The organism is Nocardia sp. NPDC004123 (assembly GCF_053603795.1).
In genome coordinates this window covers 99,471-121,737 of sequence record NZ_JBSGGG010000033.1, presented here as the reverse complement: position 1 = coordinate 121,737, position 22,267 = coordinate 99,471, and the positions used below count along the sequence as shown (strand labels likewise).

Here is a 22,267-nt window from a genome sequence, read left to right as displayed (position 1 = left end):
TGCCGCGCCCCACCTCCATAACACCCCCCCCGGGTGGGCCCCCCTGCTGGCCGGATCCGGGCGGGGCGCAACGCGGTTCGTGCCGGCGTTACCCTGGCGCACCGGTTGCCGGAGACGCCGTTCGAGGGGCGGATCGGATCGTCGACGCCGATCCGAGGGTGGCGAACAACGCTACGCCGTTGTAGACCAGTTGTTCGGGGATGCGGAACCACAGCGGTGTGGCCGCCTGACCAGACCGGTCAGTGAGCGAAAGTCGATGCACCGGTGGATGATTCGGCGATCACCTGCCGACTGGGCAGCAGCAGTGCGACCAGCGCACCGACCGCGACGATCGCCGCGCCCACCTTGACCGCCGGGATGAGGCCGTCCACGTATTCCTGCGGGCTCAGATACGAACCGTGCGAGGCGAATACCGACGCCAGCACCGCGACACCCATGGCGACACCCACCTCACGGATGGTGTTGTTGGCGCCGGAGGCCATGCCCTGATCGGCTGGGGCCGCGCTGGCCATCACGGCGGTGGCGGTGGGCGCGAAGGTCAGGCCCATGCCGATGCCGCCCAGCACGAAGGGCAGGACGAAGGAGCTGTAGGAGACGTCGACCGTGGTGATCAGCGCCATCCACAGCAGCGCCGCCGACAGGAACACCTGACCGATGGCGATCAGCGGCCGCACACCCACCCGATCGACGATCAGCCCGGCGAGCGGAGCCACCACCATCGGGGCCATGGTCCACGGCAGCGTCCGGATACCGGACTGCAGCGGCGTGTAGCCCTGCACCACCTGGAAGTACTGGGCCAGCAGGAAGATCGAGCCGAAGACGCCGACGGAGAAGGTGAAGAGCACGGTATTGACCGCGCTGAAGCTGCGCGACCGGAACAGCCGCAGCGGCAGCATGGGATCGGCCGAGCGGTTCTCCCACAGCACGAACGCCGCCAGCAGCGCCGCGCCGCCGATCAGCCCGGTCAGCACCTTGGCCGAGGTCCACCCGTCGTCCGCGCCGTGGATCACGCCCCAGACCACCGCGAGCACGCCACCCGCCGAGAGCAACAGGCCGATCGGATCCAATTTCCGTGCGCCTCCGAAGGATTCGTTCAGGATGCGGGCGGCCAGCGGAACGGCGACGATGCCGATCGGAACGTTGATCCAGAAGATCCACTGCCAGCTGAGTCCGTCGACGACCGCGCCGCCGACCACGGGTCCGAGCGCCACGCCGAGCCCGGAGATGCCGCCCCAGATGCCGATGGCCGCACTGCGCATCTTCTCCGGCACCGCCGCCGACAGCAGTGTCAGCGACAGCGGCATCACCGCCGCCCCGCCGAAGCCCTGTACCGCCCGCGAGGCGATGAGCATCCACGGCTCGGTGGCCAGCGCGCACGCCGCCGAGGCCGCCGTGAACAGCGCGATGCCCATGACGAACATCCGCCGGCGGCCGATCCGGTCGCCGAGCGCGGCGGCGGTGAGCAACAGCGAGGCGAAGGACAGCGTGTAGGCGTTCACGAACCACTGCAGGTCGGTGAGCGACGCGTGCAGTTCGGTGCGGATGACCGGCAGCGCGTTGGTGACCACGAGATTGTCCAGCGTGACCATGAACATCGGGATGCCCACCGCCGCCAGGATCGCGCCCAGCGGCCGCTGCCGGGCGGCATCGACGACCTTGTCGGTGAGGTTCGAGGTTTCGAGTGTTTCAGCCATGACCAATCCTTGTTGTTATCGACTGATAACTAGAGAGTATGCATTGACTGATAACATGTCAATGGCACACGGGATCGCCGACGACGAGGAGGCACGACAGCCATGACCAGAACCCGGATGACGGCGACCGAACGCAGCGCGGAAGTACTCGCGGCCGCAACCGCCGCCTTCGCTGAATCCGGTTACGCCGCAACGAAAACCGACGATATCGCGCGACGAGCGGGGGTCTCGCAGCCCTATGTCATCCGGCTGTTCGGCACCAAGCAGCAGCTGTTCCTGGCGGTGCTGGACCAGGTGTGCGGGCGCATCGAGGAGCTCTTCCGCACCGGGGCCACCCAGGCCGCACCGGACGCCTCCCCCACAGACCGCCTCGATTCCCTCGGCAGCCACTTCGGCGAACATTTCCTCACCGACCGCGATCTGCCCCGGGTCTTCCTGCAGGGCATCGCGGCGGCGAGCGAGCCGGCCATCGGCGAGAACATCCGCGATCACTTCGGACGCCTCTACAACCTGGCCAAGGAGCTCACCGGCGCGACGACCTACGAGGTCGGCCGCTTCTTCGCCACCGGCATGCTGCTCATCGACCTGACTGCGCTCCAGGTCACCGATGGCGACGACGCCGACACCCCGCCGTGGGCCACCGAGCTCCTCGCCAACCTCAGCGAGGACGGCATCTGATCAGATCCGGACCGGCTCGCCGGGTTTCGGCACCGCGCCGGCCTCGACGATGGCGTCGGCAGACTCGGCCGGCGTCACTCGGCGTGCTGGACCCGCGAGCTCGCATAGAGGCAAATGGCCGCCGCGGCAGCGAGATTCAGGCTCTCGGCGCGGCCGTGAATGGGGATCCGGACCCGGTGGGTGGCACGGGCGGCGATGGCCTTGTCCAGGCCGTGCGCCTCGTTGCCGAACAGCCAGGCGACCGGGCCACGCAGGATCTCGTCGGCATCGTCCAGGTCGACCTCGCCTTTGGCGGTGGTCGCCAGCACGGCGATCCCGGCATGCTCGAGGGCGTCGAGGGTGGCATCGATATCGCGGGAGCGGGCCACGGGAACGTGGAAAAGGCTTCCGGCACAGGCACGCACGCATTTGCCGTTGTGCGGATCCACCGAATCACCGGCCAGCACCACGCCATCCGCGCCGACCGCGTCGGCCACCCGGATCAGGGTTCCGGCATTGCCGGGGTCGGCGATCTCGACCGGGACGGCCAGCATGCGCGGGGACGCATCGATGATCTCCGACAGCGGCACATCCACCTGGCGGCACACCGCGATCAGGCCGGGCGGCGTCACGGTCTCCCCCAGCATCTCCGCAGCACGGTCACTGACCAGCGTGGTCCGCACCCGTTGCGCCGCAGCGCCGGCCACCAGCTCGTGTTCGCGCTCGGCGGCCCTGGAGGAGTAGAACAGCTCCTCGATCCGCCCGGTATCGAGCGCGGCCTCCACCGAATTCGCGCCCTCGGCCAGGAACAGGCCGGTCTTGCGGCGCACCGGTGCGCGATGGAGCTTGACCGCAGAAACGACCCGCGGGTTGTGCTCGGAGAGCACGTCCGCGGGTCGTTTCGAGTGTTGCGTCGTCACGCAGGCCGAATCAGGCGGCCGGGGCGTTGACGTCGGCGGGCAGCGCGGCCTTGGCGGCGGCCACCAGCTGGGCGAACGCCTCGGCGTCGCTCACCGCGAGCTCGGCCAGGATCTTGCGGTCCACCTCGATGCCGGCAGCCTTCAGGCCCTGCATGAAGCGGTTGTAGGTCATGTCGTTCAGACGCGCGGCGGCGTTGATACGAGTGATCCACAGCTGGCGGAAGTCACCCTTGCGCGCCCGGCGGTCCCGGTAGGCGTAGGTGAGCGAGTGCAGCTGCTGTTCCTTGGCCTTGCGGTACAGGCGCGACCGCTGGCCACGGTAGCCCTTAGAGGCCTCGAGAACGGAACGGCGCTTCTTCTGAGCGTTGACGGCCCTTTTGACGCGTGCCACTTGTCAGTCCTTGATCGAATTAGGGGCGCTGGGTCTTTCGCGTGAACCCGGCGAGTGCGCCCGAGGTTGGTCGGTGATGCGTTCCGCGAACGGATCGCGAGCGGCTGGCTCAGCCGAATTACTTGGCGAGCAGCTTCTTGACGCGAGCGACGTCCGCCTTCGCGACGACCTCCACGCCGTCCAGACGACGAGTCCGGGTGGACGGCTTGTGCTCGAGCAGGTGGCGACGGTTCGCCTGCTGACGCAGCAGCTTGCCGCTGCCCGACACCTTGAATCGCTTCGAGGCGCCGCTGTGGCTCTTCATCTTCGGCATGGATTCCTCAATCTGTCGTGCCGGAGGCGCGCGTCAGCGCGCCACCGGAGCTTCTCGTTATTACTGCTGCGGGGTGGCCGGTTCGGCAGCCGCGGCTGCGGTCTCGGCCAGGGCCGGAGCCGGGGTCTCGGCCGGGACGGTGCCGCCCTGGGCCGCAGACTGCTGGGCCTTCACCCGCGTCTTCGCACCCTTGTGGGGCGCGAGGACCATGGTCATGTTCCGGCCGTCCTGCTTGGCCGAAGTTTCGACGAAACCGAGGTCGGCGACGTCGGCGGCCAGTCGCTGCAAGAGCCGGAAGCCGAGTTCCGGACGCGACTGCTCGCGACCGCGGAACATGATGGTGACCTTGACCTTCGACCCGGCCTCGAGGAAGCGCATCACATGGCCGCGCTTGGTGGCGTAGTCGTGGTCATCGATCTTCGGCCGGAGCTTCTGCTCCTTGATCACGGTCTGAACCTGGTTCTTCCGGGACTCACGCGCCTTCTGCGCGGTCTCGTACTTGAACTTGCCGTAGTCCATGATCTTGCACACCGGCGGGCGTGCATCCGGCGCGACCTCGACCAGGTCGAGGTCAGCTTCCTGAGCGACGCGTAGTGCATCTTCAACACGCACGATCCCAACCTGCTCGCCACCCGGTCCGATGAGTCGGACCTCGGGAACGCGGATGCGATCGTTGATGCGGGTCTCAGTGCTGATGGGGCCTCCTAGGTCAAGCGGTTCGTCAACGACCGCAAGCAATAACTGCAACCCCAATTCCAACACGAAAGCCCCGTGCTGGTATTTCACCACCACGGGGCCCGAGTCGACCGATCCGCGACGCAAACAGCTGGCATCGCACCACACGCAGGGCAAACCCACGTGCAGAACCCATCAGGCAAATGATGGGCGACCGGACCGCCTGATCTGACCGGAAAGGCCGATCGACGGTGGGAGTCGGGCTCCACTTGATGCCCCGAGTCGGTTGCAGGAACCAGTCCGGGACGGTCGTCGCGGAAGAGTCTAACACTCATAGCCGTGAGCTCCGAATCGACGGCCCCCGCGACCAGCGCCGACCCGCACGATGGGATGCTCTACCGCATGAGCGAGGCAATCACCAGCGACGAATCGGCCCTCATCGACGGCGAGGTCGTCCGCGAACTGGCCGACATCCCTGCCGTCGAGGTCATCAGCCGCGCCGCCGTCATGCTGATGAGCTCCGCCGCCGAGAAGCTCGGCCTCGGCGAAGCCGATCCTGCCACCAGCCCCCACCTCGACCTCGACGAGGCCCGCCGCGTCATCACCGCCCTCGCCGGCCTGATCACCGCCTCCGTCGAATACCTCGGCCCGCACGCCGGCCCCCTCCGCGAAGGCCTTCAATCCCTCCAGCGCGCCTTCCGCGAATCCTCCGCCTACCCCGACGCCCCCGGCGCCGGCCCCGGCGAGAAGTACACCGGCCCGGTGTACTGAGCCAACCGCTCGGCCGATTCCGCGGCCGATCCACCCCGCCCCGCTCAGTAGCCTGCGACCGTGGGTCGAGAACCTGGGTCGACCGCGCCCCAGCGGTGAATCGCAATCGCCGTATTGGTGGGGCCGCGCGACGCCGGCTGGGTTCGCCGAATCGACTGTGGCGCAAAGCCTGCAGTTCAATAAGGCCGCATCGGCTGAGCAAGGTCGAGACTGCGGCGCCAGCTGGATGCCTCAGGGGTGGGGTGCAATTCCGGCGAGGAGGGTCGCGACTACTGCGTCTACCTCAACTTCGGCGTGCGGGGCGCCGGGGAGCATTGCGGTGAGGACTGCGTCGTGGCAGATGCCGACGAGGATGGCGGTTGCGGCGGCGGTGTCGGTGGCGGGGGCGAGGCGGGACAGGTCGCGTTCGGCACGGAGGTAGCGGGCCAGTAGTTCGCGCCAATCATCGTTGCGGGCTTCGGATTCGGCATAGCGGGCCAGCACGGATGGGCTGGCCAGCAGGCCGGCGAAGACCGGGAGGACTGCGCGATGCAAGGTGAGGCCGGCGGATAGGTACAGCTCCAGGTTCTCCTGGACGGTCGCGGTGCCGGGGGCCGGTAGGGGGTCCAGGGCGGCGTGGGCGGCGGCGACGTGGGCGCTGAGGGCTGCGGCCAGGAGGGCGTCCTTGTCGGGGAAGTGGTTGTAGAGGACGCCGTCGGCGACGCCTGCGGCGCGGGCGATGGCGCGGACGGTGAGGCCGGGTGCGCCCTGGTCGGCGAGGAGTCGCTGGGCGGTGGCGACGAGGTGGTCGCGGAGGTTGCGGTCGTCGTCGGTGCCGCGCAGCGCCGCCGCCTTTCTCGGGGACATGGGTGGTTACGGTAGCGGGCGGGTCGCGGTGACCAGGTAGGCCGCGTTGCGGAGGCGGACGCCGCCGGGGGTGACGAAGGGGACCAGGGCGGTCGAGATGGCTACGCGGACTGCGGTATCGGTGGTGAAACCGGACAGCGAGCGGTGGTAGCGCAGCGGGCCCCAGTCGATGATGAAATCGGTGGCGTCGTCCAGGTCGCGGCCCCAGAGACCTTCGGCCTCACGGTATTCGACGTCGATGTCGCGGAAACCCGCGGCGGTCAACAGGTCTCGGATGGCGTCGGGGTCGGCGAGCGGGCCGTGGGTGTGCGTGATCTCGAAGTCGGCGAGATGCTGTGCGGCCGCGCCGAATACGGTGCCGAGATCGGTGCCGGGCATGGGCGGCATGGTGACGAAAGCGAGCCGGCCGCCGGGGCGCAGGGCGCGGGCGATATTGGCGAAGGCGGCCATCGGGTCGGCGAAGAACATGATGCCGAAGCGGCTCAGTGCGGCGTCGAAAGCGTTGCCGGGGAACGGGAATACCTGGGCGTCGCCTCGTTCGAAGGTGACGTTGGGGACGACCTCGGCCGCGGCGAGGGTGCGGGCCCGGGTGAGCATCGGACCGGAGAGGTCGATGCCGGTGGCGGATCCCGTGCCGGTGCGGCGGGCGGCGGCGCGGGTCAATTGGCCGTTGCCGCAACCGATGTCGAGGACGTGGCCACCGGCGGAAATGCGGGCGGCGGTCAGCAGGGGTTCGTTGAAGCCGCGGTTCACCGCGTCGTAGCGGTCGTGGTTGCCGGCCCAGTGTTCGCCCTCGTAGCCGTTCCAGGCATCGGACTGAGCGGTATTGACGATCTCGGTCATGATCGACTCCTATATGAACGCTAGTTCATGAACGTACGTTCATAATGCGCCTCAACCGCCGCTCGGGTCAAGAGCCCCAGGAGACATGGGGTTTCGACTGTCGGTGCGCTGTGCAATCCTCAGGACATGGCACGGATACTGTTGGTTCCCGGCTTCTGGCTGGGCGCATGGGCGTGGGAGGAAGTGGCCGGGCAGTTGCGGTCGCTCGGGGACGAGGTCGAGGCGCTGACCCTGCCGGGTCTGGATCCGGCGGATCCGGAGCGATTGTCGGCAACCCTGGAGACACAGGCGCGCGCGATCGTCGCGGCCGGCCGTGAGGGCGATGTGCTGGTGGCCCATTCGGGCGCCGGTGCGGTCGCGTACATGGCGACAGATCTAGCGCCGGAACTGTTTTCGCGCGTCGTGTACGCCGACAGCGCACCCATGCCGGAGGGGTTCGTCCTCAACCCGGCGCTCGGGGACGCGGCGGAGTTTCCACTGCCGGACACCTGGGCCGAGGTGGAGGCCATGGGGAACAGCCTGGCCGGATTGGACGAGGCGATGCTGGCCCGATTCCGGGAGCGGGCGGTGCCGGTCCCGGCCGGCGTGGCGGGCCGCCCGGTGACGCTCGGCGATTCGGCTGCGCGACTGAAGGTTCCGACCACCGTGATCTGCTGCAGCTTCCCCTCCGAGCTGGTCCAGCAACTCCGCGACGCCGGCGAGCCGCCGCTGTTCCGGGAGCTGCGCAACATCGATGCGGAGTACGTGGACCTGCCGACCGGACACTGGCCGATGTGGTCGAAACCGGAGGAACTCGCCGAGCTGATCCACGAGACCGCACAGCACTGATACCACTGAAATTTCAAGAATCAATTGGCTAATCTCCAGCGACAGAACTGCGCGCAAATCAGCGGGCGCTCGGCTTGCCGCGGGCGCAGCGACGCTGTTAACGCTCGCCGACACGTGGGAAATACTGGGTTGCGGGGTAATCGCCTGCGCGGCTGGATGATCTAAAACTTTGGCGTCACGCAGGTGGTGCTGGTTGGATGCCGGAGTATCGCCTCGTTCGACACGGACGCGGGCGAAGTCCTGCATACTACGACGGGCAGCGGCAAGGCTGTCCTCACAACGAGATCGAACGGAATCTTCGGGGGTTGTACATGAATGAACTGATGTCCCAAGGCAAGCGCACCACTGGACGCCGTGTCCGGCGCAGCGTCCTTCCGATCATGATCGCCGCCGCCGCGGCCGCCGCGCTGGTGTCGGGTTGCTCCTCGTCCTCCAGCTCGGACAGCAAGGCCACCACCTCGCAGGCGGCCCCGCCGTCGCAGCTGCCCGACGGCGCGCAGATCGTCGCCGAATCCGCCAAGACCACCCAGACCCTGCAGTCGGTGCACGTGGTCATGGATGTCCAGAACCTCCCGACCCTCCCGGTCGAGAGCCTGAAGGCCGATGTCACCAACCAGCCGCAGGGCCAGGGTCAGGCCATCGGTGAGGCCAAGGTCAAGGTCAAGCCGGACGCCGACTTCACCGACACCAAGTTCATGGTCGTCGACAAGACCCTCTACACCGGCGACGGCAGCAAGTACTCCCCCGTCGGCCCCGCCGAGAAGATCTACGATCCGGGCGTCCTCCTGGACAAGGACAAGGGCCTGGCCAATGTCATTGCGCAGGTGAAGAACGCGAAGGCCGAGAGCCGCGAGAAGATCGACGGCGTCGACACCGTGAAGGTGAGCGGCACCATCGACGCCTCGGTGTTCGACCCGGTCGTGCCGCAGATCGGCAAGGACGGCGGCACCTTCCCCATCACCCTGTACATCAAGGACGTCGCTCCGCCGAGCGGCGCCGGCACCACGCTGCCGTCCACGGCCGCCTCGCCGGGCACCGGTCCCAACCTGGTGCGCGCCGTGGTCACCAAGGACACGGGCACCGTCACGGTTACCCTGTCCGACTGGGCGAAGCCGGTCCACGTCACCAAGCCCGGCAGCTGATCGCACACATCCCTGTCATGTGAGTTCGGAGCCGGTTCGGGGAAAAAGCAACGGCGGCAACGCCTGTCGTCCGCCCTCCCCGGACCGGCTTTCGCATTTCGGCACACGGTCCGAAATACCCATTGCTTACAACCAATTCCGGCTCGCTCCGCGAGCCGGTTAGTCCGCAGCTATCTCGGCTGCACGCTTAAGAGATTGTTCAGTGAAATGCAAGGCGCAGCAGCGACGATTTCGTCTGAAAGTTCAAACGTCGGGCCTGTGTGTGGAGGGATGAGATGACGATCGAACGACCAGAGGCCGAGGCGACGATCGAACGCCCAGAAACCGCAGTGACGATCGAACGCCAGGAACCCGAAGGGGAGTTCCGCCGGCCCCCGATGGACGGCCCACCGCCGGTATCGAATGTCTGGGTCTACAACGGCAAAGCCTACGACCTCAGCGACTGGATTTCCAAGCATCCGGGTGGCGAGTTCTTCATCGGCCGGACCAAGAATCGCGACATCACCTCGATCGTCGGTTCGTACCACAAGAATCCGGAGGCCATCGGCCGCATCCTGAAGAAGTACGCGCTGGATCGCGACGCCCTGCCGGAGGACATCCACCCCAAGGCCAACGCGCCCGCCTTCCTCTTCAACGAGGGCTTCGACAGCTGGCGCGACACCCCGAAGTTCACCTTCGACAACAAGGATGACCTGCTCCACCAGGTGAAGGCCCGGCTCAAGGAACCCGAGCTGGCCGCCCGCATCCGGCGCATGGACACCTACTTCAATATCGTGGTGGCCACGCTGGCGGTGCTGTACTTCGCGGTGCAGGGCCTGCGGCTGTTCGAGCGCAGCTGGATGCCGCTGCCCGTGTTCGTGATCGCCATGGTGCTGCTGCGCAGCTCGCTGGCCGGCTTCGGGCACTACGCCATCCACCGCGCCCAGAAGGGCATGAACAAGATCTACACGAATGCCTTCGACTTCAATTACGTCGCACTGGCTTTCGTGACCGCGGACGGCCACGCGCTGCTGCACCACCCGCACACCCAGAGTGAAGTCGACATCAAGAAGAACGTCTTCACCATGATGATGCGGGTCCCGCGGCTGTACCGGGTGCCGATCCACACCCTGCACAAGTTCGGTCACACCATCACCGGCATGACCATCCGCCTGCTCGACGTCTGCCGCCTCACCCGCAAGGTGGGCATCAAGGACATGTACGGCACCTGGGGCGGTGCGCTGCCGCACTTCATCGGTTCCTTCGGCGTGCGCTTCCTGCTGCTGGGCGAGCTGATCGTCTTCACCGTGATGGGCGACTTCTGGGCCTGGGCACTGCAATTCGTGATCACGCTGTGGATCTCCACCTTCCTGGTGGTGGCCAGCCACGACTTCGAACTGGAGACCGAGGAGATCGAGTCGAACTCCGAGGACTGGGGTGTCAACCAGATCGAGCAGGCCTACGACCTCAAGGTGGTCGGCAACCGGTACGTCGACTGCTTCCTGTCCGCGGGCCTGAGCTCGCACCGGGTGCATCACGTCCTGCCCTACCAGCGCAGTGGTTTCGCGAATATCGCGACCGAGGACGTGCTGCGCGAGGAGTCCGCGAAGTTCGGGGTGGAGTGGCTGCCGGCCAAGAGTTTCTTCACCGACCGCTTCCCCAAGCAGATCCGGACCTACATTCTCGCGCCGTCCGACGACGCGGTGGAGCGCAAGTGGGGGTTCGTCAAGGAGCACTTCTCACCACTTGCCCTGAAGACCTGCGCCGTCTACACGGTTCAGGGCTTCACCGGAATCGGAACCGTCTGAACCGATTCCACTAACGCGGTGCGTCCGTACATGCGCCGGCCGCACCGCGGGTCGTCATATCGAAACGAGGGGAGAATTTCGTGTCAATCACCATCGATGAAGGGGGCGCCCGCCCCTCGGCGGCGGCGACCCGGCTCGTGGGGGGCGAGCCCGGCTCGGCCTTCCTATACCGGGAAGGCTTCGCACCCGCACCGCTGCCGCCGACCCCGCCGACCACCGTCGGCGTCATCGAATCCATCGCGACCGGTTCGCCGAGCCAGATCTTCTCGCAGGCCGACGCCGCCGCCCAGGTGGCCGGACTGTTCAGCGATCCGGCGCAGCAGGCCCGGATTCCGCGGATCTACCAGAAGACCCGCATCACCACCCGCCACCTCGCGGTCGACCCGATCGACCCCGAATTCCTGTCCTACAGCAAGGAAGTCGGCACCATCCGGGACCGCATGAACACCTTCTACGAGCACGCGGTGCCGCTGGCCGTGGATGTGGCCGGACGCGCCACCGCACACCTGGAGGACCGGGCGTCGGAGATCGGCATGCTGGTCTTCGCCACCAGCACCGGCTTCATCGCACCCGGCGTGGACGTGGCCGTGGTCAAGCAGCTGGGCCTGTCCCCCGCCGTCAACCGCGTCATCGTGAACTTCATGGGCTGCGCCGCGGCCATGAACTCGGTGCGCGCCGCGGTGGACTACGTCCGGGCGCACCCGGACAAGAAGGCGCTGGTCATCTGCATCGAACTCAGCTCGGTGAACGCCGTGTTCGACGACGATATCAACGATGTCATCGTCCACAGCCTCTTCGGAGACGGCTGCGGCGCGGTGGTCATCGGGGCCAGCCAGCCGCACCAGCCGCTGCCGGCCGGCGCGGTGGTCATCCGCGACAGCTTCAGCTACCTGTTCGACGACGCGGAGGACGGAATCGTCCTGGGCGTCAACGACAATGGCATCACCTGCGAGCTGTCGGAGAACCTGCCGCAGTACATTCTGCGCGGCGTGGACCCGGTGGTGACCAGCGTGCTGGCGCGCAACGGCATGACCAAATCCGACATCGACCTGTGGGCGATCCATCCGGGTGGCCCGAAGATCATCGAGGAGTCCGTGCGCTCGCTCGGCCTCGGCTCCGAGCAGGCGGCGACCAGCTGGGACGTGCTCGCCGAGTACGGCAACATGCTCAGCGTCTCGCTGATCTTCGTGCTCGAGCAGATGATCGCGCAGCAGGCCACGCAGCCTATCTCGACCGGGGTGGCGTTCTCGTTCGCGCCCGGCGTCACCCTCGAGGGTGTCGTCTTCGACATCATCCGCCCCTGATCCGGGCATAGTTTCCGTCCAGAGAGCCCAGCAGCCATGCAACTCATCAGATTCCTCATCTCCATCTCGTGGATGCGGATCGCCGGCGTCATCGCCTCCGGTCTGGTCTGCGGTGCGGCCAATACCTACCTGGTGACATTGATTCGGGGAGTGGTGTCACCGGAACCGCATCCGGGCGTCACGGTCCAGGCGTTCGTCGCGACCGCGCTGATCATCCTGATCAGCGGCGTGATCTCGCAGGTGCTGCTGATCCGGCTCGCGCAGGAGGCCATCTACCGCCTGCGCGCGGACCTGAGCGCCCGCATCGTGTCCGCGCCGCTCGAACACCTCGAGCGGCTCGGGCAGCACCGCCTCATCGCGACCTTGACCGAGGATGTGCGGTCACTGTCGCAGGCGGTCACGGCCATTCCGAGCATCTGCATCGACCTGGCGACCATCATCGGCTGCTTCGTGTTCCTCGCGATCGTGTCCGGCCCGATCTTCGCCACCACCGTCGCGGGTACCCTGCTCGGAATCGCCTGTGTCGAAACGGTTCTCAAGAAGGTGCGGCACCTGTACCAGGCCGCCCGCGAGAACGAGGACGGCCTGCTGCGGTCCTTCCAGGAGGTGTCGCTGGGCATCAAGGAGCTCAAGCTGCACCGCGGGCGGCGGCGCGACTTCATGGATCGGCAACTGCTCGGCTCCGCCGAGAAGCTGCGGGTGCAGAACGTCGACGCCGGCTCCAAGTTCACCTTCGCCCAGGGTTTCGGCCAGCTGCTGCAGCTGGGCACCATGGCCCTGATCCTGTTCGGCCTGGCGCGCGCCCTGGACCTGCCGCAGAACGTCATGGTCGGCTACGTCCTGGTCACCACGTTCCTCTCGATGCCCATGCAGAACTTCATGCACCGCATTCCCGACCTGCTGCGCGGTGACGTGGCACTGGCCAAGATTCGCTCGCTGAATCTGTCCATCCAGACCGCGCACGACGAATCCACGCTGCCCTACACCGAGCGTCCCGCCGCCACCGCAGCGCGGCTGGAACTCAACGATGTCAGCTACAACTACCTGAGCGAGGCGCCGCCGGCCTTCCCGCCCGTGCCGGGTGGTCCGCCGCCCGGTACCGGAGCCCACCCGGGTGGCGGTGCGCGGCCGCACCCGGGCGGCGGTGGGCGGCCCGGCGCACCCGGTGCGCCCAAGGGCGGACGCCCCGGCCCGCATCCGGGCGGACGCCCCGGCGGCCCGCCGCCCGGCCACGGCCCGCGCGGCACCGATCGGCCGGATGTCAACGGCCACCGGTTCGTCGACCACGGCGGCCACCCCGTCCCGATGGGCGCGCCCATGGCGCCGCCGCAGGCCGACGGGTCCGGCTTCCACCTCGGACCGCTGGACCTGACCTTCTCACCCGGTCAGATCAGCTTCATCGTGGGCGGCAACGGCAGCGGCAAATCGACACTGGCCAAACTGATCACGGGCCTGTACGTCCCGCAGCACGGCCACCTGTCGCTCAATGGCGAGGCGATCGACCACGAGAACATCGAGTGGTTCCGGCAGAACTCGTCGGCGGTCTTCACCGACTTCCACCTGTTCGAGGACTACCTGGGCTTCGACGAAGGCGTCGACGACGAGGTCCGCAAGTACCTGAAGGAACTCCAGATCGACCACAAGGTCACCGTGGAGAACGGCCGGCTGTCGACGATCGCGCTGTCCCAGGGGCAGCGAAAGCGCCTGGCGCTCTTGACCGCTCTGCTCGAGGATCGCCCGATCTACATGTTCGACGAGTGGGCCGCGGACCAGGAACCGAAGTTCCGCGACGTCTTCTACCGGGAAATCCTGGTGAAGCTCAAGGAACGCGGCAAGACCGTCATCGTGATCACCCACGACGACCGCTACTTCGACTGCGCCGACCAGATCGTGAAACTCGACTTCGGCCACATCGCCGAGGTCAAGGAACTCAGCCCGCCCCTGGCGGCCGCCGAGTAGGCACGAAATACGAAGGCCCCGCACCGATTCCGGTGCGGGGCCTTTCGTCTGCGGTCCGCAGTCTCTCGGCGTCAGCGGAGGGCGGCAGCCTTGCGGCGGGCGGCGGCTGCCTTCTTGGCGGCGGTGGCCTGGGCGTCGGTCTTGGGGGCCGCCTTCTTGGCCGGAGCCTTCTTCGCTGCCTTCTTTGCCGGCCTGGGTTCGGCGAGGGAGGCGGGCTGGGCGGCGAGGACGTGCTTCAGGAACTGGCCGGTGTAGCTTTCCGGGACTTCGGAAATGTCCTCCGGGGTGCCCTGGGCGATGACCGAGCCGCCGCCGGAGCCACCCTCGGGGCCCATGTCGAGGACCCAGTCGGAGGTCTTGATGACGTCGAGGTTGTGCTCGATGACGATGACCGTATTGCCCTTGTCGACCAGGCCGTTGATGACCGCCAGGAGCTTGCGGATGTCCTCGAAGTGCAGGCCGGTGGTGGGCTCGTCGAGGATGTAGATGGTGCGGCCGGTGGAACGCTTCTGGAGTTCGGCGGCCAGCTTCACCCGCTGCGCCTCACCGCCGGAGAGCGTGGGGGCGGACTGGCCGAGGCGGACGTAGCCGAGGCCGACATCCACCAGGGTCTTGAGGTAGCGGTGGATGGAGGTCACCGGCTCGAAGAACTCCGCTGCCTCCTCGATCGGCATATCGAGGACCTCGGCGATGGTCTTGCCCTTGTAGTGCACCTCGAGGGTCTCGCGGTTGTAGCGCGCGCCGTGGCAGACCTCGCAGGGGACGTAAACGTCCGGGAGGAAGTTCATTTCGATCTTCAGGGTGCCGTCACCCGAGCATGCCTCGCAGCGGCCGCCCTTCACATTGAAGGAGAACCGGCCCGGCTGGTAGCCACGCACCTTGGCCTCGGTGGTGGCCGCGAACAGGGTACGGATCTTGTCGAAAACGCCCGTGTACGTAGCCGGATTCGAGCGCGGCGTACGGCCGATCGGCGACTGGTCGACCTGCACCAGCTTGTCCAAGTGATCCAGGCCGTTGACGCGGGTATGACGACCCGGAACCTGCCGCGCGCCGTTCAGCTTGTTCTGGAGCACGGTCGCCAGAATGTCGTTGACCAGCGTCGACTTACCCGAACCCGACACGCCGGTGATCGACGTCAGCACGCCCAGCGGGAAACTCACGTCGATGTTCTGCAGGTTGTGCTCGACCGCGCCGACCACCGTGAGCTGCTTACGCTTGTCGACGGGTCGCCGCACCAGCGGCACCTCGATCTGCTCGCGGCCGGAAAGGTAAGCGCCCGTGAGCGATCCCTTGTCCTTCAGCAGCCCCTCGTACGGACCCGAGTACACCACCTGACCGCCGTGCTCGCCGGCCAGCGGGCCGATGTCGACCACCCAGTCCGAGGCGTGAATGGTGTCCTCGTCGTGCTCGACCACGATGAGCGTATTGCCGAGATTCTTCAGCCGCGTGAGGGTTTCGATGAGCCGGCGATTGTCGCGCTGATGCAGGCCGATGGACGGCTCGTCCAGCACATAGAGCACACCCACCAGACCGGACCCGATCTGGGTGGCCAGGCGAATGCGCTGCGCCTCACCGCCGGACAGCGTGGCCGCGGCGCGCGAGAGCGTCAGGTACTGCAGGCCGACATCCAGCAGGAAGCCCAGGCGCGCCTGGATCTCCTTGATCACCTGCGCCGCGATCGCCGCCTGGCGATCATCGAGTGTCAGGGTGTTCAGGAACTTCGCGGCATCACCGATGGACAGATCCGACAGGTCCGCAATGGATTTGCGCTCCGGGCCCGCCGACAGCGTGACCGCCAGAATCTCCGGCCGCAGTCGCGCGCCATTGCAGACGGGGCACGGGATGTCCCGCATGTACCCGTCGTAGTGCTCCTTCATCGCCTCCGATTCGGTGGCGTCCATGCGCCGCTGCAGGAACGGCATCACGCCCTCGAAATCGGCGTAGTACGAACGCTTGCGGCCGTAGCGGTTGGTGTAGGAGACGTGCACCTGCTCGGAGCTGCCCTCCAGCACCGCCTTGCGGGCCTTGAGCGGCAACTGATTCCACGGCGTGTCCATGGAGAAGCCGATCGCCTCGGCCAGGCCCGACAGCAAACGGGTGAAGTATTCGGCGGTCTGCCCGCGCGACCACGGCGCGATCGCGCCGTCATTGAGGCTCAGATCCGGGTCCGGCACAACCAGATCCGGATCGACCTCCTTGCGGATACCCAGACCCGTGCAATCCGGGCAGGCGCCGTAGGGCGAGTTGAAGGAGAACGACCGCGGTTCCAGATCCTCGATATCGAGCGGGTGCCCGTTCGGGCAGGCCAGCCGCTCGGAGAAGCGCCGCTCCCGATCGTGGGCGTGCTCGTCGCGATCCACGAAGTCCAGCACCACGATGCCGTCGGCCAGCCGCAGCGCCGTCTCGATCGAATCGGTCAGGCGCTGTTTGGAACTCGGCTTCACGGCGAGGCGGTCCACGACCACCTCGACATCGTGCTTCTCCTGCTTCTTCAGCTTCGGCGGATCGGTCAGCGGATGCACCACGCCGTCGACCCGGACGCGCGAGTAGCCCTGCGAGTTCAGCGACTCGAACAGGTCCACGAACTCGCCCTTGCGGGTGCGCACCACGGGCGCGAGCACCTGGAACTTGGTGCCCTCCTCCATGGCCAGCACCTGATCCACGATCTGCTGCGGGGTCTGCTTGGCGATCAGATGACCACAGACCGGGCAGTGCGGGGTGCCCGCGCGCGCGAACAGCAGACGCAGATAGTCGTAGACCTCGGTGATGGTGCCGACCGTGGACCGCGGATTGCGGTTGGTCGACTTCTGGTCGATGGACACCGCCGGGGACAGCCCCTCGATGAAATCCACATCCGGCTTGTCCATCTGGCCGAGGAACTGCCGCGCATACGCCGACAGTGATTCCACGTACCGCCGCTGGCCCTCGGCGAAAATCGTGTCGAAGGCGAGCGAGGACTTTCCGGACCCGGACAGACCAGTGAAAACGATGAGACTGTCGCGAGGTAGGTCGAGATCGACCCCTTTGAGGTTGTGCTCCCGCGCTCCGCGCACCGTCAGGCGATCCGCCACTGGCCATCCTTCCAACGTTTCAGCATCCAGACATACCCCCGACGCCATGCTAGGGGCACCCACCGACAAGTTTGGCTACGCGTGCTGAAACGCTGGTCACAGTGTGTTTATTGCGAGATGTGACTAGGACCGCCGATCGGCCGCACGGCCGTGACGCCCGCCACACCGGGCAGCGCCCGACGGACACAGCTCGTGATGGCCCGCGGCTGCAGCACCCGATCCCGGTCCCGATCGCGCGAGCGGTCCTCGGCGCCGGCCGCGGTGACCAGCGCGAGATCGCCGTCGAAGCGCCGATACAGCAGCCGGCCGCGGCGGGTATCGGCATCGGTGAAGAACAGATAGGGCAGCCCGCCCAGGCACAGCCGGGCCACTGCCTCGTCTTCGAGCAGGACCGGCACACCGTCGCGCATCCGGCCCAGGGTCCGCACCCCGAGCGGACCGGTCCAGCAAACCACCGCCTCGGATCCGGTCTCGGCATCGATGAACAGGTGCGCGTCGTAATCCATGGCATCGAGCACCCGCGCCGCCGCGGCGGGTGTGGCCACCTGTAGTCGACAATCCTTGCGCCGCACGATCGGTCGTGGCTCGGTCACCGCGGACAGCGACGGCCGCGCGGGATCCGGCCAGGGCCGGGACAATTCGTCCGGCGGGCGGCCCAGCCGCAGATCCAGCCGCTCCAGCGCGAAGGTGGACGCGAACCGTCCCGGCCCGGCGACCTGCACCCGGAATGCCTTCCCCAGCGTCCGGACACCCGCCTGCACCAGCGTCGTCTCCTCCTCGGCGGCGGGCCAGCGCAGGCGTGCCCGCACCGGCCCCGCGACCCCGTGCCGGCGCAGGATCCTGCCCAATCCGCGCACCACCCGGGTCACCTCCCCCGACGGGACGGGCCCGTGCGTGGTCACCACGAAATCCGGATCGATTCCACTCGACCACACATCGAATGCGCCCATAGCCGACCCCGCTCTCCCTGTTCCGCCCCGGCAACCCGTCTCCATGGCAACACACCCATGTCACCCCCGACAGTGCCGAAAGTCCCGAACCAGACCACTTTCGGGGAAAATTCTCCGACAAAAATAACCGGACAAATTCCGGACGGTCCGGACACCGGAAATTAGGGACCTTCGGCGGTATCCGGGCGTCTTCCCGCGAGATACGTTTGCCACTACCGTTTCGCGCGCCCGCGACCCGAGCTTGGAGGCCGTCGTGATCAAAGTCTTCCTGGTCGACGATCACGAGATCGTCCGCCGCGGTCTGACCGACCTGCTGGAGGAGGATCCCGAACTGACCGTCGTCGGCGAGGCGGGTGACGTCGCCCAGGCGCTGGCCCGGATCCCGGCGCTGCGCCCCGACGTGGCGGTGCTGGACGTCCGCCTGCCCGACGGCAACGGCATCGAACTGTGCCGCGACCTGCTCGCCGACATCGACGACCTGCGCTGCCTGATCCTCACCTCCTATACCGACGAACAGGCCATGATGGACGCCATCCTGGCCGGCGCCAGCGGCTACGTGGTCAAGGACATCAAGGGCATGGAGCTGGCCAAGGCCATCAAGGAGGTGGGCGCGGGCCGTTCGCTGCTGGACAATCGCGCGGCGGCGGCGCTCATGGACCGGCTGCGGCGCAGCACCGAACTCGACGGCCCGCTGGCCGGTTTGACCGATCAGGAGCGCAAGCTGCTGGACCTGCTCGGCGACGGCCTCACCAACCGGCAGATCGCGGAACGGATGTTCCTGGCGGAGAAGACCGTCAAGAACTACGTGTCCCGGCTGCTGGCCAAACTCGGCATGGAACGCCGCACCCAGGCCGCCGTGCTGGCCTCGAAATTGCGTACGGGACAGTCACGTTCGGCATGACAACCTCTCGGCAACCTCGGCTCGCATAGAATTCCGCTTGCCGTGTCGTATCCGCCGGACCGCAGGACAACCATGCACGACACACCCCGCACCGGTCCCTACTCGGTGCGTGAAACGCTGTCTCAGCTGCGATTACGCGAATTGCTCACCGAGGTCAAGGACCGGGTCGAACAGATCATCGACGCCCGGGACCGCATCGACGGGCTGGTCGAGGCGATGCTCGCGGTCACCTCCGGCCTCGATCTGGACCAGACCCTGAGCACGATCGTGCGCGCCGCCACCATTCTGGTCGACGCCCGCTTCGGGGCGCTGGCGGTGCGCGGGCACGAACAACAGCTCAGCCAGTTCGTCTTCCACGGCATCGACGAGCAGACCCGGGTGCGGATCGGCGCGCTGCCCGAGGGCCACGGCGTGCTCGGCCTCATGCTCGACAAGCCCGAATCGCTGCGCCTGGACGATCTCGCGCGCCATCCCGCCGCGACCGGATTCCCCGAGCACCATCCGGTCATGCGCACCTTCCTCGGCATGCCGGTGCGGATCCGCGGCGAGATCTTCGGAAACCTGTACCTCACCGAGAAATCCGGCGGGCACCCCTTCACCGAGGACGACGAGGTGCTGCTGCAGGCGCTGGCCGCCGCGGCCGGTATCGCCGTCGACAATGCCCGCCTCTACGAGCAGGCCCGCACCCGGCAGGCCTGGATCGAGGCCACCCGCGATATCGCCACCGAATTCCTGGCCGACACCGAACCCAGCAAGGTGCTGGCCCACGTGGTCGAGCACGCCCGCGAGCTGACCGCCTCCCAGCAGGCGCTGCTGGCCGTGGTCGCCGATCCCGACGACGCGCCCGAGGATGTCGCCGAACTCGTTGTGGCGCAATGGTCCGGCCCCGACGAGCCACCGGCCGGACACGCGGTGCGCACGGCGGCCACCGCCGTCGGGCAGGCCCTCACCACTCGCACCCCGCTGCGCTTCGACGACGCCCGCCACATCGACCTGGGCACGCCCATCGCCGATATCGGCCCGGCCCTGGTGCTGCCGCTGCACACCCCGGACTCCACCCTGGGGGTGCTGATCACGCTGCGCGCCGCCGAATCCGCGCCCTACACCGACGAATTGGTGGAGCTGATCGCCGCCTTCACCGATCAGGCCGCGCTGGCCATGCAACTGGCGGTGGCGCAGCGCCGGATGCGCGAACTCGACATCCTCACCGACCGCGACCGGATCGCTCGCGACCTGCACGACCACGTCATCCAGCGGCTGTTCGCCATCGGGCTCTACCTGCAGGGCACCGTGCCGCGCGCCCGGGTGCCCGAGGTGCAGAAACGGCTGGCCGATGCCATCAACGATCTACAGGACGTGGTGGAGGAGATCCGCACCTCCATCTTCGATCTGCACGGCGGCGACGGGCACAGCACCCGGCTGCGCCAGCGCATCGAACGCGCGGTCAAGCAGCAGACCACCGCCACCGACATCCGGGCGCTCATGCACATCACCGGACCGCTGTCGGTGGTCGAGCCGGCACTCGCCGATCATGCGGAAGCCGTGGTGCGCGAGGCGGTTTCGAACGCGGTCCGGCATTCCGGGGCCGACACCATCACCATCGACATCGGCGTGGCCGACGATCTCACCATCGTGATCTCCGACAACGGCCGCGGCATTCCGGACGACATCACCCCCAGCGGGCTGACCAACCTGGCCCGGCGCGCCGAACAGTCCGGCGGCAGCCTGGCGGTGTATCCGCGGCGCGATCCCAGCGGCGACGGCACCGGCACCAAACTGCACTGGTCGGTGCCACTGCATTGACTCGCCGAGATCGTGCTGCATCGACTCGCCGAGAACGAGCGTTATCGACTCACTGAGATCTCGGATCTCGTCAGCCGACCGGGCCGAGCACCACCGCGGAGTTGTTGCCGCCCATGCCGAGCGCGGTCTTCACCGTGATGCCGTCGACGCCGCGCCGGACGCCGTCGACCAGATTGGGATGCGCGGGCGCCACGATCGGGGCGGACACCAGCAGCCCGCGCTCGTAACCCAGTGCCGCGACGGCCACTTCGACCCCGGCCGAGGCGGCCTGGCAGTGCCCGGCCAGCGGCTTGAGCGCCACCACCGCCGGGCGATCGTCGAAAAGCTCCGCCAGCAGCGCGGTTTCGGCGGCGTCGCACTGGGCGGTGCCGGAACCGTGCGAATTGAGGTACGCGACCTCGCCGGGATGGACATCGGCGCCGACCAGGGCGCGGCGCACGCACTCGAAGATCTGGGAGTAGGACGGCTCGACGGAGATCACGTGGTGGCCGTCGTTGGACATGGCCCCGCCGAGCATCGCCGCATAGGGCCGTTCGGCGTCACGTGTCGCCAGGAACGCGACCGAGGCCTCGCCGAAACCGAAGCCGCGACTGCCCTGCTGGAAGGGACGGCAGGCGTCGAGGGGGTCGGTGTCGTCCACCGCCGCGCCCAGTACCACGAACGGCTGCACCATCTCCGGAATCCCGGACAGGTCGGTCGCGACCACCAGCACGTCGTCGGCGATGCCCTGGGCCAGCCACAGCTGCGCGGTGACCAGGGCCACGTTCGCCGAGGAGCAGGCGGCGGTCACATTCATGGCCGGGCCGTGAAACCCGAACTCGCTCATCAGCATCGACACCGGGGTCGAGGGAAGTAGTCGCAGATAGTCGCGCGAGCGCCGCTGCCCGCCGTCGACGGTGTAGAAGTCCCGCCACTCGCAGGCGTCTCCGAGCACGATCGCGTGCAGCAGGCCGACCGTCCGGCCGGGCCGCCAGCCGCGTTCGCGCGCATCGGCCACCGCCTCGCGCGCCGAGCCGATGACCGCGCGTAGGTAGCGGCTGGGCGGGAGCTCCGGATCGCCGCCGTCCGGCACGCGGGCGATCCACCCCTGCCGATCGCGTTCGGGCCCGTACCCTGGAAAGAGCCGGGCTGCGGGTTTGCCGGTCAGCAAACCTTTCCAGAGGGTTTCGCGGCCCCAGCCGTACCCGGTGACAGCGCCGATGCCGGCCAGGGTCATATGATCTTGATGCCGACCTGCGGTCATCGGGACGGGGATGATGCCTGGCATTTGCATCGCTCCTCTCGGGCCGTTGCCCGTAATGGTCACCACTCGCGGGCCGATGCTGTGCCGAACTGCAGCTCATTCAATACGGTCGGCAAGGGGCACCAGCAAATTTATAGATAACAGAATGGTGCCGTGCTCCAGTGACGTG

At 67.4% G+C, this 22,267-nt stretch carries 19 protein-coding genes; 9 read left to right on the top strand and 10 right to left on the bottom strand.

The window, feature by feature from the left end; translation table 11 throughout:
• Positions 1–239: 239 nt before the first annotated feature.
• Positions 240–1,694, bottom strand: coding sequence for an MFS transporter (locus tag ACWEQQ_RS38025; RefSeq protein ID WP_452341212.1), 1,455 nt, complete (start codon positions 1,692–1,694; stop codon positions 240–242).
• Positions 1,695–1,796: 102 nt separating this feature from the next.
• Here ACWEQQ_RS38025 and ACWEQQ_RS38020 point away from each other — a divergent pair, with 102 nt between their 5' ends.
• Positions 1,797–2,372, top strand: coding sequence for a TetR/AcrR family transcriptional regulator (locus ACWEQQ_RS38020; protein ID WP_452341211.1), 576 nt, complete (start codon positions 1,797–1,799; stop codon positions 2,370–2,372).
• A gap of 74 nt (positions 2,373–2,446) precedes the next feature.
• On the opposite strand, the gene ACWEQQ_RS38015 is transcribed toward ACWEQQ_RS38020, so the two are convergent.
• The 4 genes from ACWEQQ_RS38015 to infC form a co-directional block, all read right to left on the bottom strand.
• Positions 2,447–3,271 carry a TrmH family RNA methyltransferase gene (locus tag ACWEQQ_RS38015; RefSeq protein ID WP_452341210.1) on the bottom strand — a complete coding sequence of 275 codons (825 nt, stop codon included), beginning with the start codon at positions 3,269–3,271 and terminating at the stop codon, positions 2,447–2,449.
• A 10-nt stretch (positions 3,272–3,281) separates the two neighbouring features.
• Positions 3,282–3,662 carry a 50S ribosomal protein L20 gene (gene rplT / locus ACWEQQ_RS38010; protein WP_040807291.1) on the bottom strand — a complete coding sequence of 127 codons (381 nt, stop codon included), beginning with the start codon at positions 3,660–3,662 and terminating at the stop codon, positions 3,282–3,284.
• Positions 3,663–3,780: 118 nt separating this feature from the next.
• The gene (gene rpmI / locus ACWEQQ_RS38005; protein WP_040856904.1) at positions 3,781–3,975 is read right to left on the bottom strand and encodes a 50S ribosomal protein L35; all 195 of its coding nucleotides are present in this window, start codon (positions 3,973–3,975) and stop codon (positions 3,781–3,783) included.
• 60 nt (positions 3,976–4,035) lie between these two features.
• A complete protein-coding gene (gene infC / locus ACWEQQ_RS38000; protein WP_452351590.1) occupies positions 4,036–4,722 on the bottom strand; it encodes a translation initiation factor IF-3 in 687 nt (228 codons plus the stop codon).
• A gap of 330 nt (positions 4,723–5,052) precedes the next feature.
• On the opposite strand from infC, the gene ACWEQQ_RS37995 reads away from it, so the two are divergent.
• The gene (locus ACWEQQ_RS37995; protein ID WP_364619634.1) at positions 5,053–5,421 is read left to right on the top strand and encodes a DUF1844 domain-containing protein; all 369 of its coding nucleotides are present in this window, start codon (positions 5,053–5,055) and stop codon (positions 5,419–5,421) included.
• Positions 5,422–5,652: 231 nt separating this feature from the next.
• Here the strand turns inward: ACWEQQ_RS37995 and ACWEQQ_RS37990 are convergent, their stop codons facing one another.
• On the bottom strand, positions 5,653–6,267 hold the full coding sequence (locus ACWEQQ_RS37990) for a TetR/AcrR family transcriptional regulator (protein WP_452351585.1): 615 nt from the start codon (positions 6,265–6,267) through the stop codon (positions 5,653–5,655).
• A gap of 6 nt (positions 6,268–6,273) precedes the next feature.
• Entirely contained in the window at positions 6,274–7,110 is an 837-nt protein-coding gene (locus tag ACWEQQ_RS37985; RefSeq protein ID WP_452351584.1) for a class I SAM-dependent methyltransferase, read from the bottom strand.
• A 126-nt stretch (positions 7,111–7,236) separates the two neighbouring features.
• On the opposite strand from ACWEQQ_RS37985, the gene ACWEQQ_RS37980 reads away from it, so the two are divergent.
• The 5 genes from ACWEQQ_RS37980 (at position 7,237) to ACWEQQ_RS37960 (ending at position 14,130) form a co-directional block, all read left to right on the top strand.
• Positions 7,237–7,938 carry an alpha/beta fold hydrolase gene (locus ACWEQQ_RS37980; protein ID WP_452341207.1) on the top strand — a complete coding sequence of 234 codons (702 nt, stop codon included), beginning with the start codon at positions 7,237–7,239 and terminating at the stop codon, positions 7,936–7,938.
• 311 nt (positions 7,939–8,249) lie between these two features.
• The gene (locus tag ACWEQQ_RS37975; protein WP_452351583.1) at positions 8,250–9,080 is read left to right on the top strand and encodes an LppX_LprAFG lipoprotein; all 831 of its coding nucleotides are present in this window, start codon (positions 8,250–8,252) and stop codon (positions 9,078–9,080) included.
• Positions 9,081–9,457: 377 nt separating this feature from the next.
• On the top strand, positions 9,458–10,867 hold the full coding sequence (locus tag ACWEQQ_RS37970) for a fatty acid desaturase (RefSeq protein WP_354846237.1): 1,410 nt from the start codon (positions 9,458–9,460) through the stop codon (positions 10,865–10,867).
• Positions 10,868–11,004: 137 nt separating this feature from the next.
• Entirely contained in the window at positions 11,005–12,171 is a 1,167-nt protein-coding gene (locus ACWEQQ_RS37965; RefSeq protein WP_452341226.1) for a type III polyketide synthase, read from the top strand.
• 36 nt (positions 12,172–12,207) lie between these two features.
• Positions 12,208–14,130 carry an ATP-binding cassette domain-containing protein gene (locus ACWEQQ_RS37960; RefSeq protein WP_452351582.1) on the top strand — a complete coding sequence of 641 codons (1,923 nt, stop codon included), beginning with the start codon at positions 12,208–12,210 and terminating at the stop codon, positions 14,128–14,130.
• Between the two features lie 71 nt (positions 14,131–14,201).
• Here ACWEQQ_RS37960 and uvrA read toward each other — a convergent pair whose 3' ends face one another.
• Positions 14,202–17,201 carry an excinuclease ABC subunit UvrA gene (gene uvrA, locus ACWEQQ_RS37955; protein ID WP_452341203.1) on the bottom strand — a complete coding sequence of 1,000 codons (3,000 nt, stop codon included), beginning with the start codon at positions 17,199–17,201 and terminating at the stop codon, positions 14,202–14,204.
• Between the two features lie 107 nt (positions 17,202–17,308).
• The gene (locus ACWEQQ_RS37950; protein ID WP_452351581.1) at positions 17,309–18,151 is read right to left on the bottom strand and encodes a sigma 54 modulation/S30EA ribosomal C-terminal domain-containing protein; all 843 of its coding nucleotides are present in this window, start codon (positions 18,149–18,151) and stop codon (positions 17,309–17,311) included.
• Positions 18,152–18,404: 253 nt separating this feature from the next.
• On the opposite strand from ACWEQQ_RS37950, the gene ACWEQQ_RS37945 reads away from it, so the two are divergent.
• Positions 18,405–19,052, top strand: coding sequence for a response regulator transcription factor (locus tag ACWEQQ_RS37945; protein ID WP_452341201.1), 648 nt, complete (start codon positions 18,405–18,407; stop codon positions 19,050–19,052).
• 72 nt (positions 19,053–19,124) lie between these two features.
• Positions 19,125–20,855, top strand: coding sequence for a GAF domain-containing sensor histidine kinase (locus tag ACWEQQ_RS37940; protein WP_452351580.1), 1,731 nt, complete (start codon positions 19,125–19,127; stop codon positions 20,853–20,855).
• 70 nt (positions 20,856–20,925) lie between these two features.
• On the opposite strand, the gene ACWEQQ_RS37935 is transcribed toward ACWEQQ_RS37940, so the two are convergent.
• Positions 20,926–22,122: a beta-ketoacyl synthase N-terminal-like domain-containing protein gene (locus ACWEQQ_RS37935; protein WP_452351579.1), complete on the bottom strand. Its 1,197-nt coding sequence runs from the start codon at positions 22,120–22,122 to the stop codon at positions 20,926–20,928.
• Between the last annotated feature and the right edge of the window lie 145 nt (positions 22,123–22,267).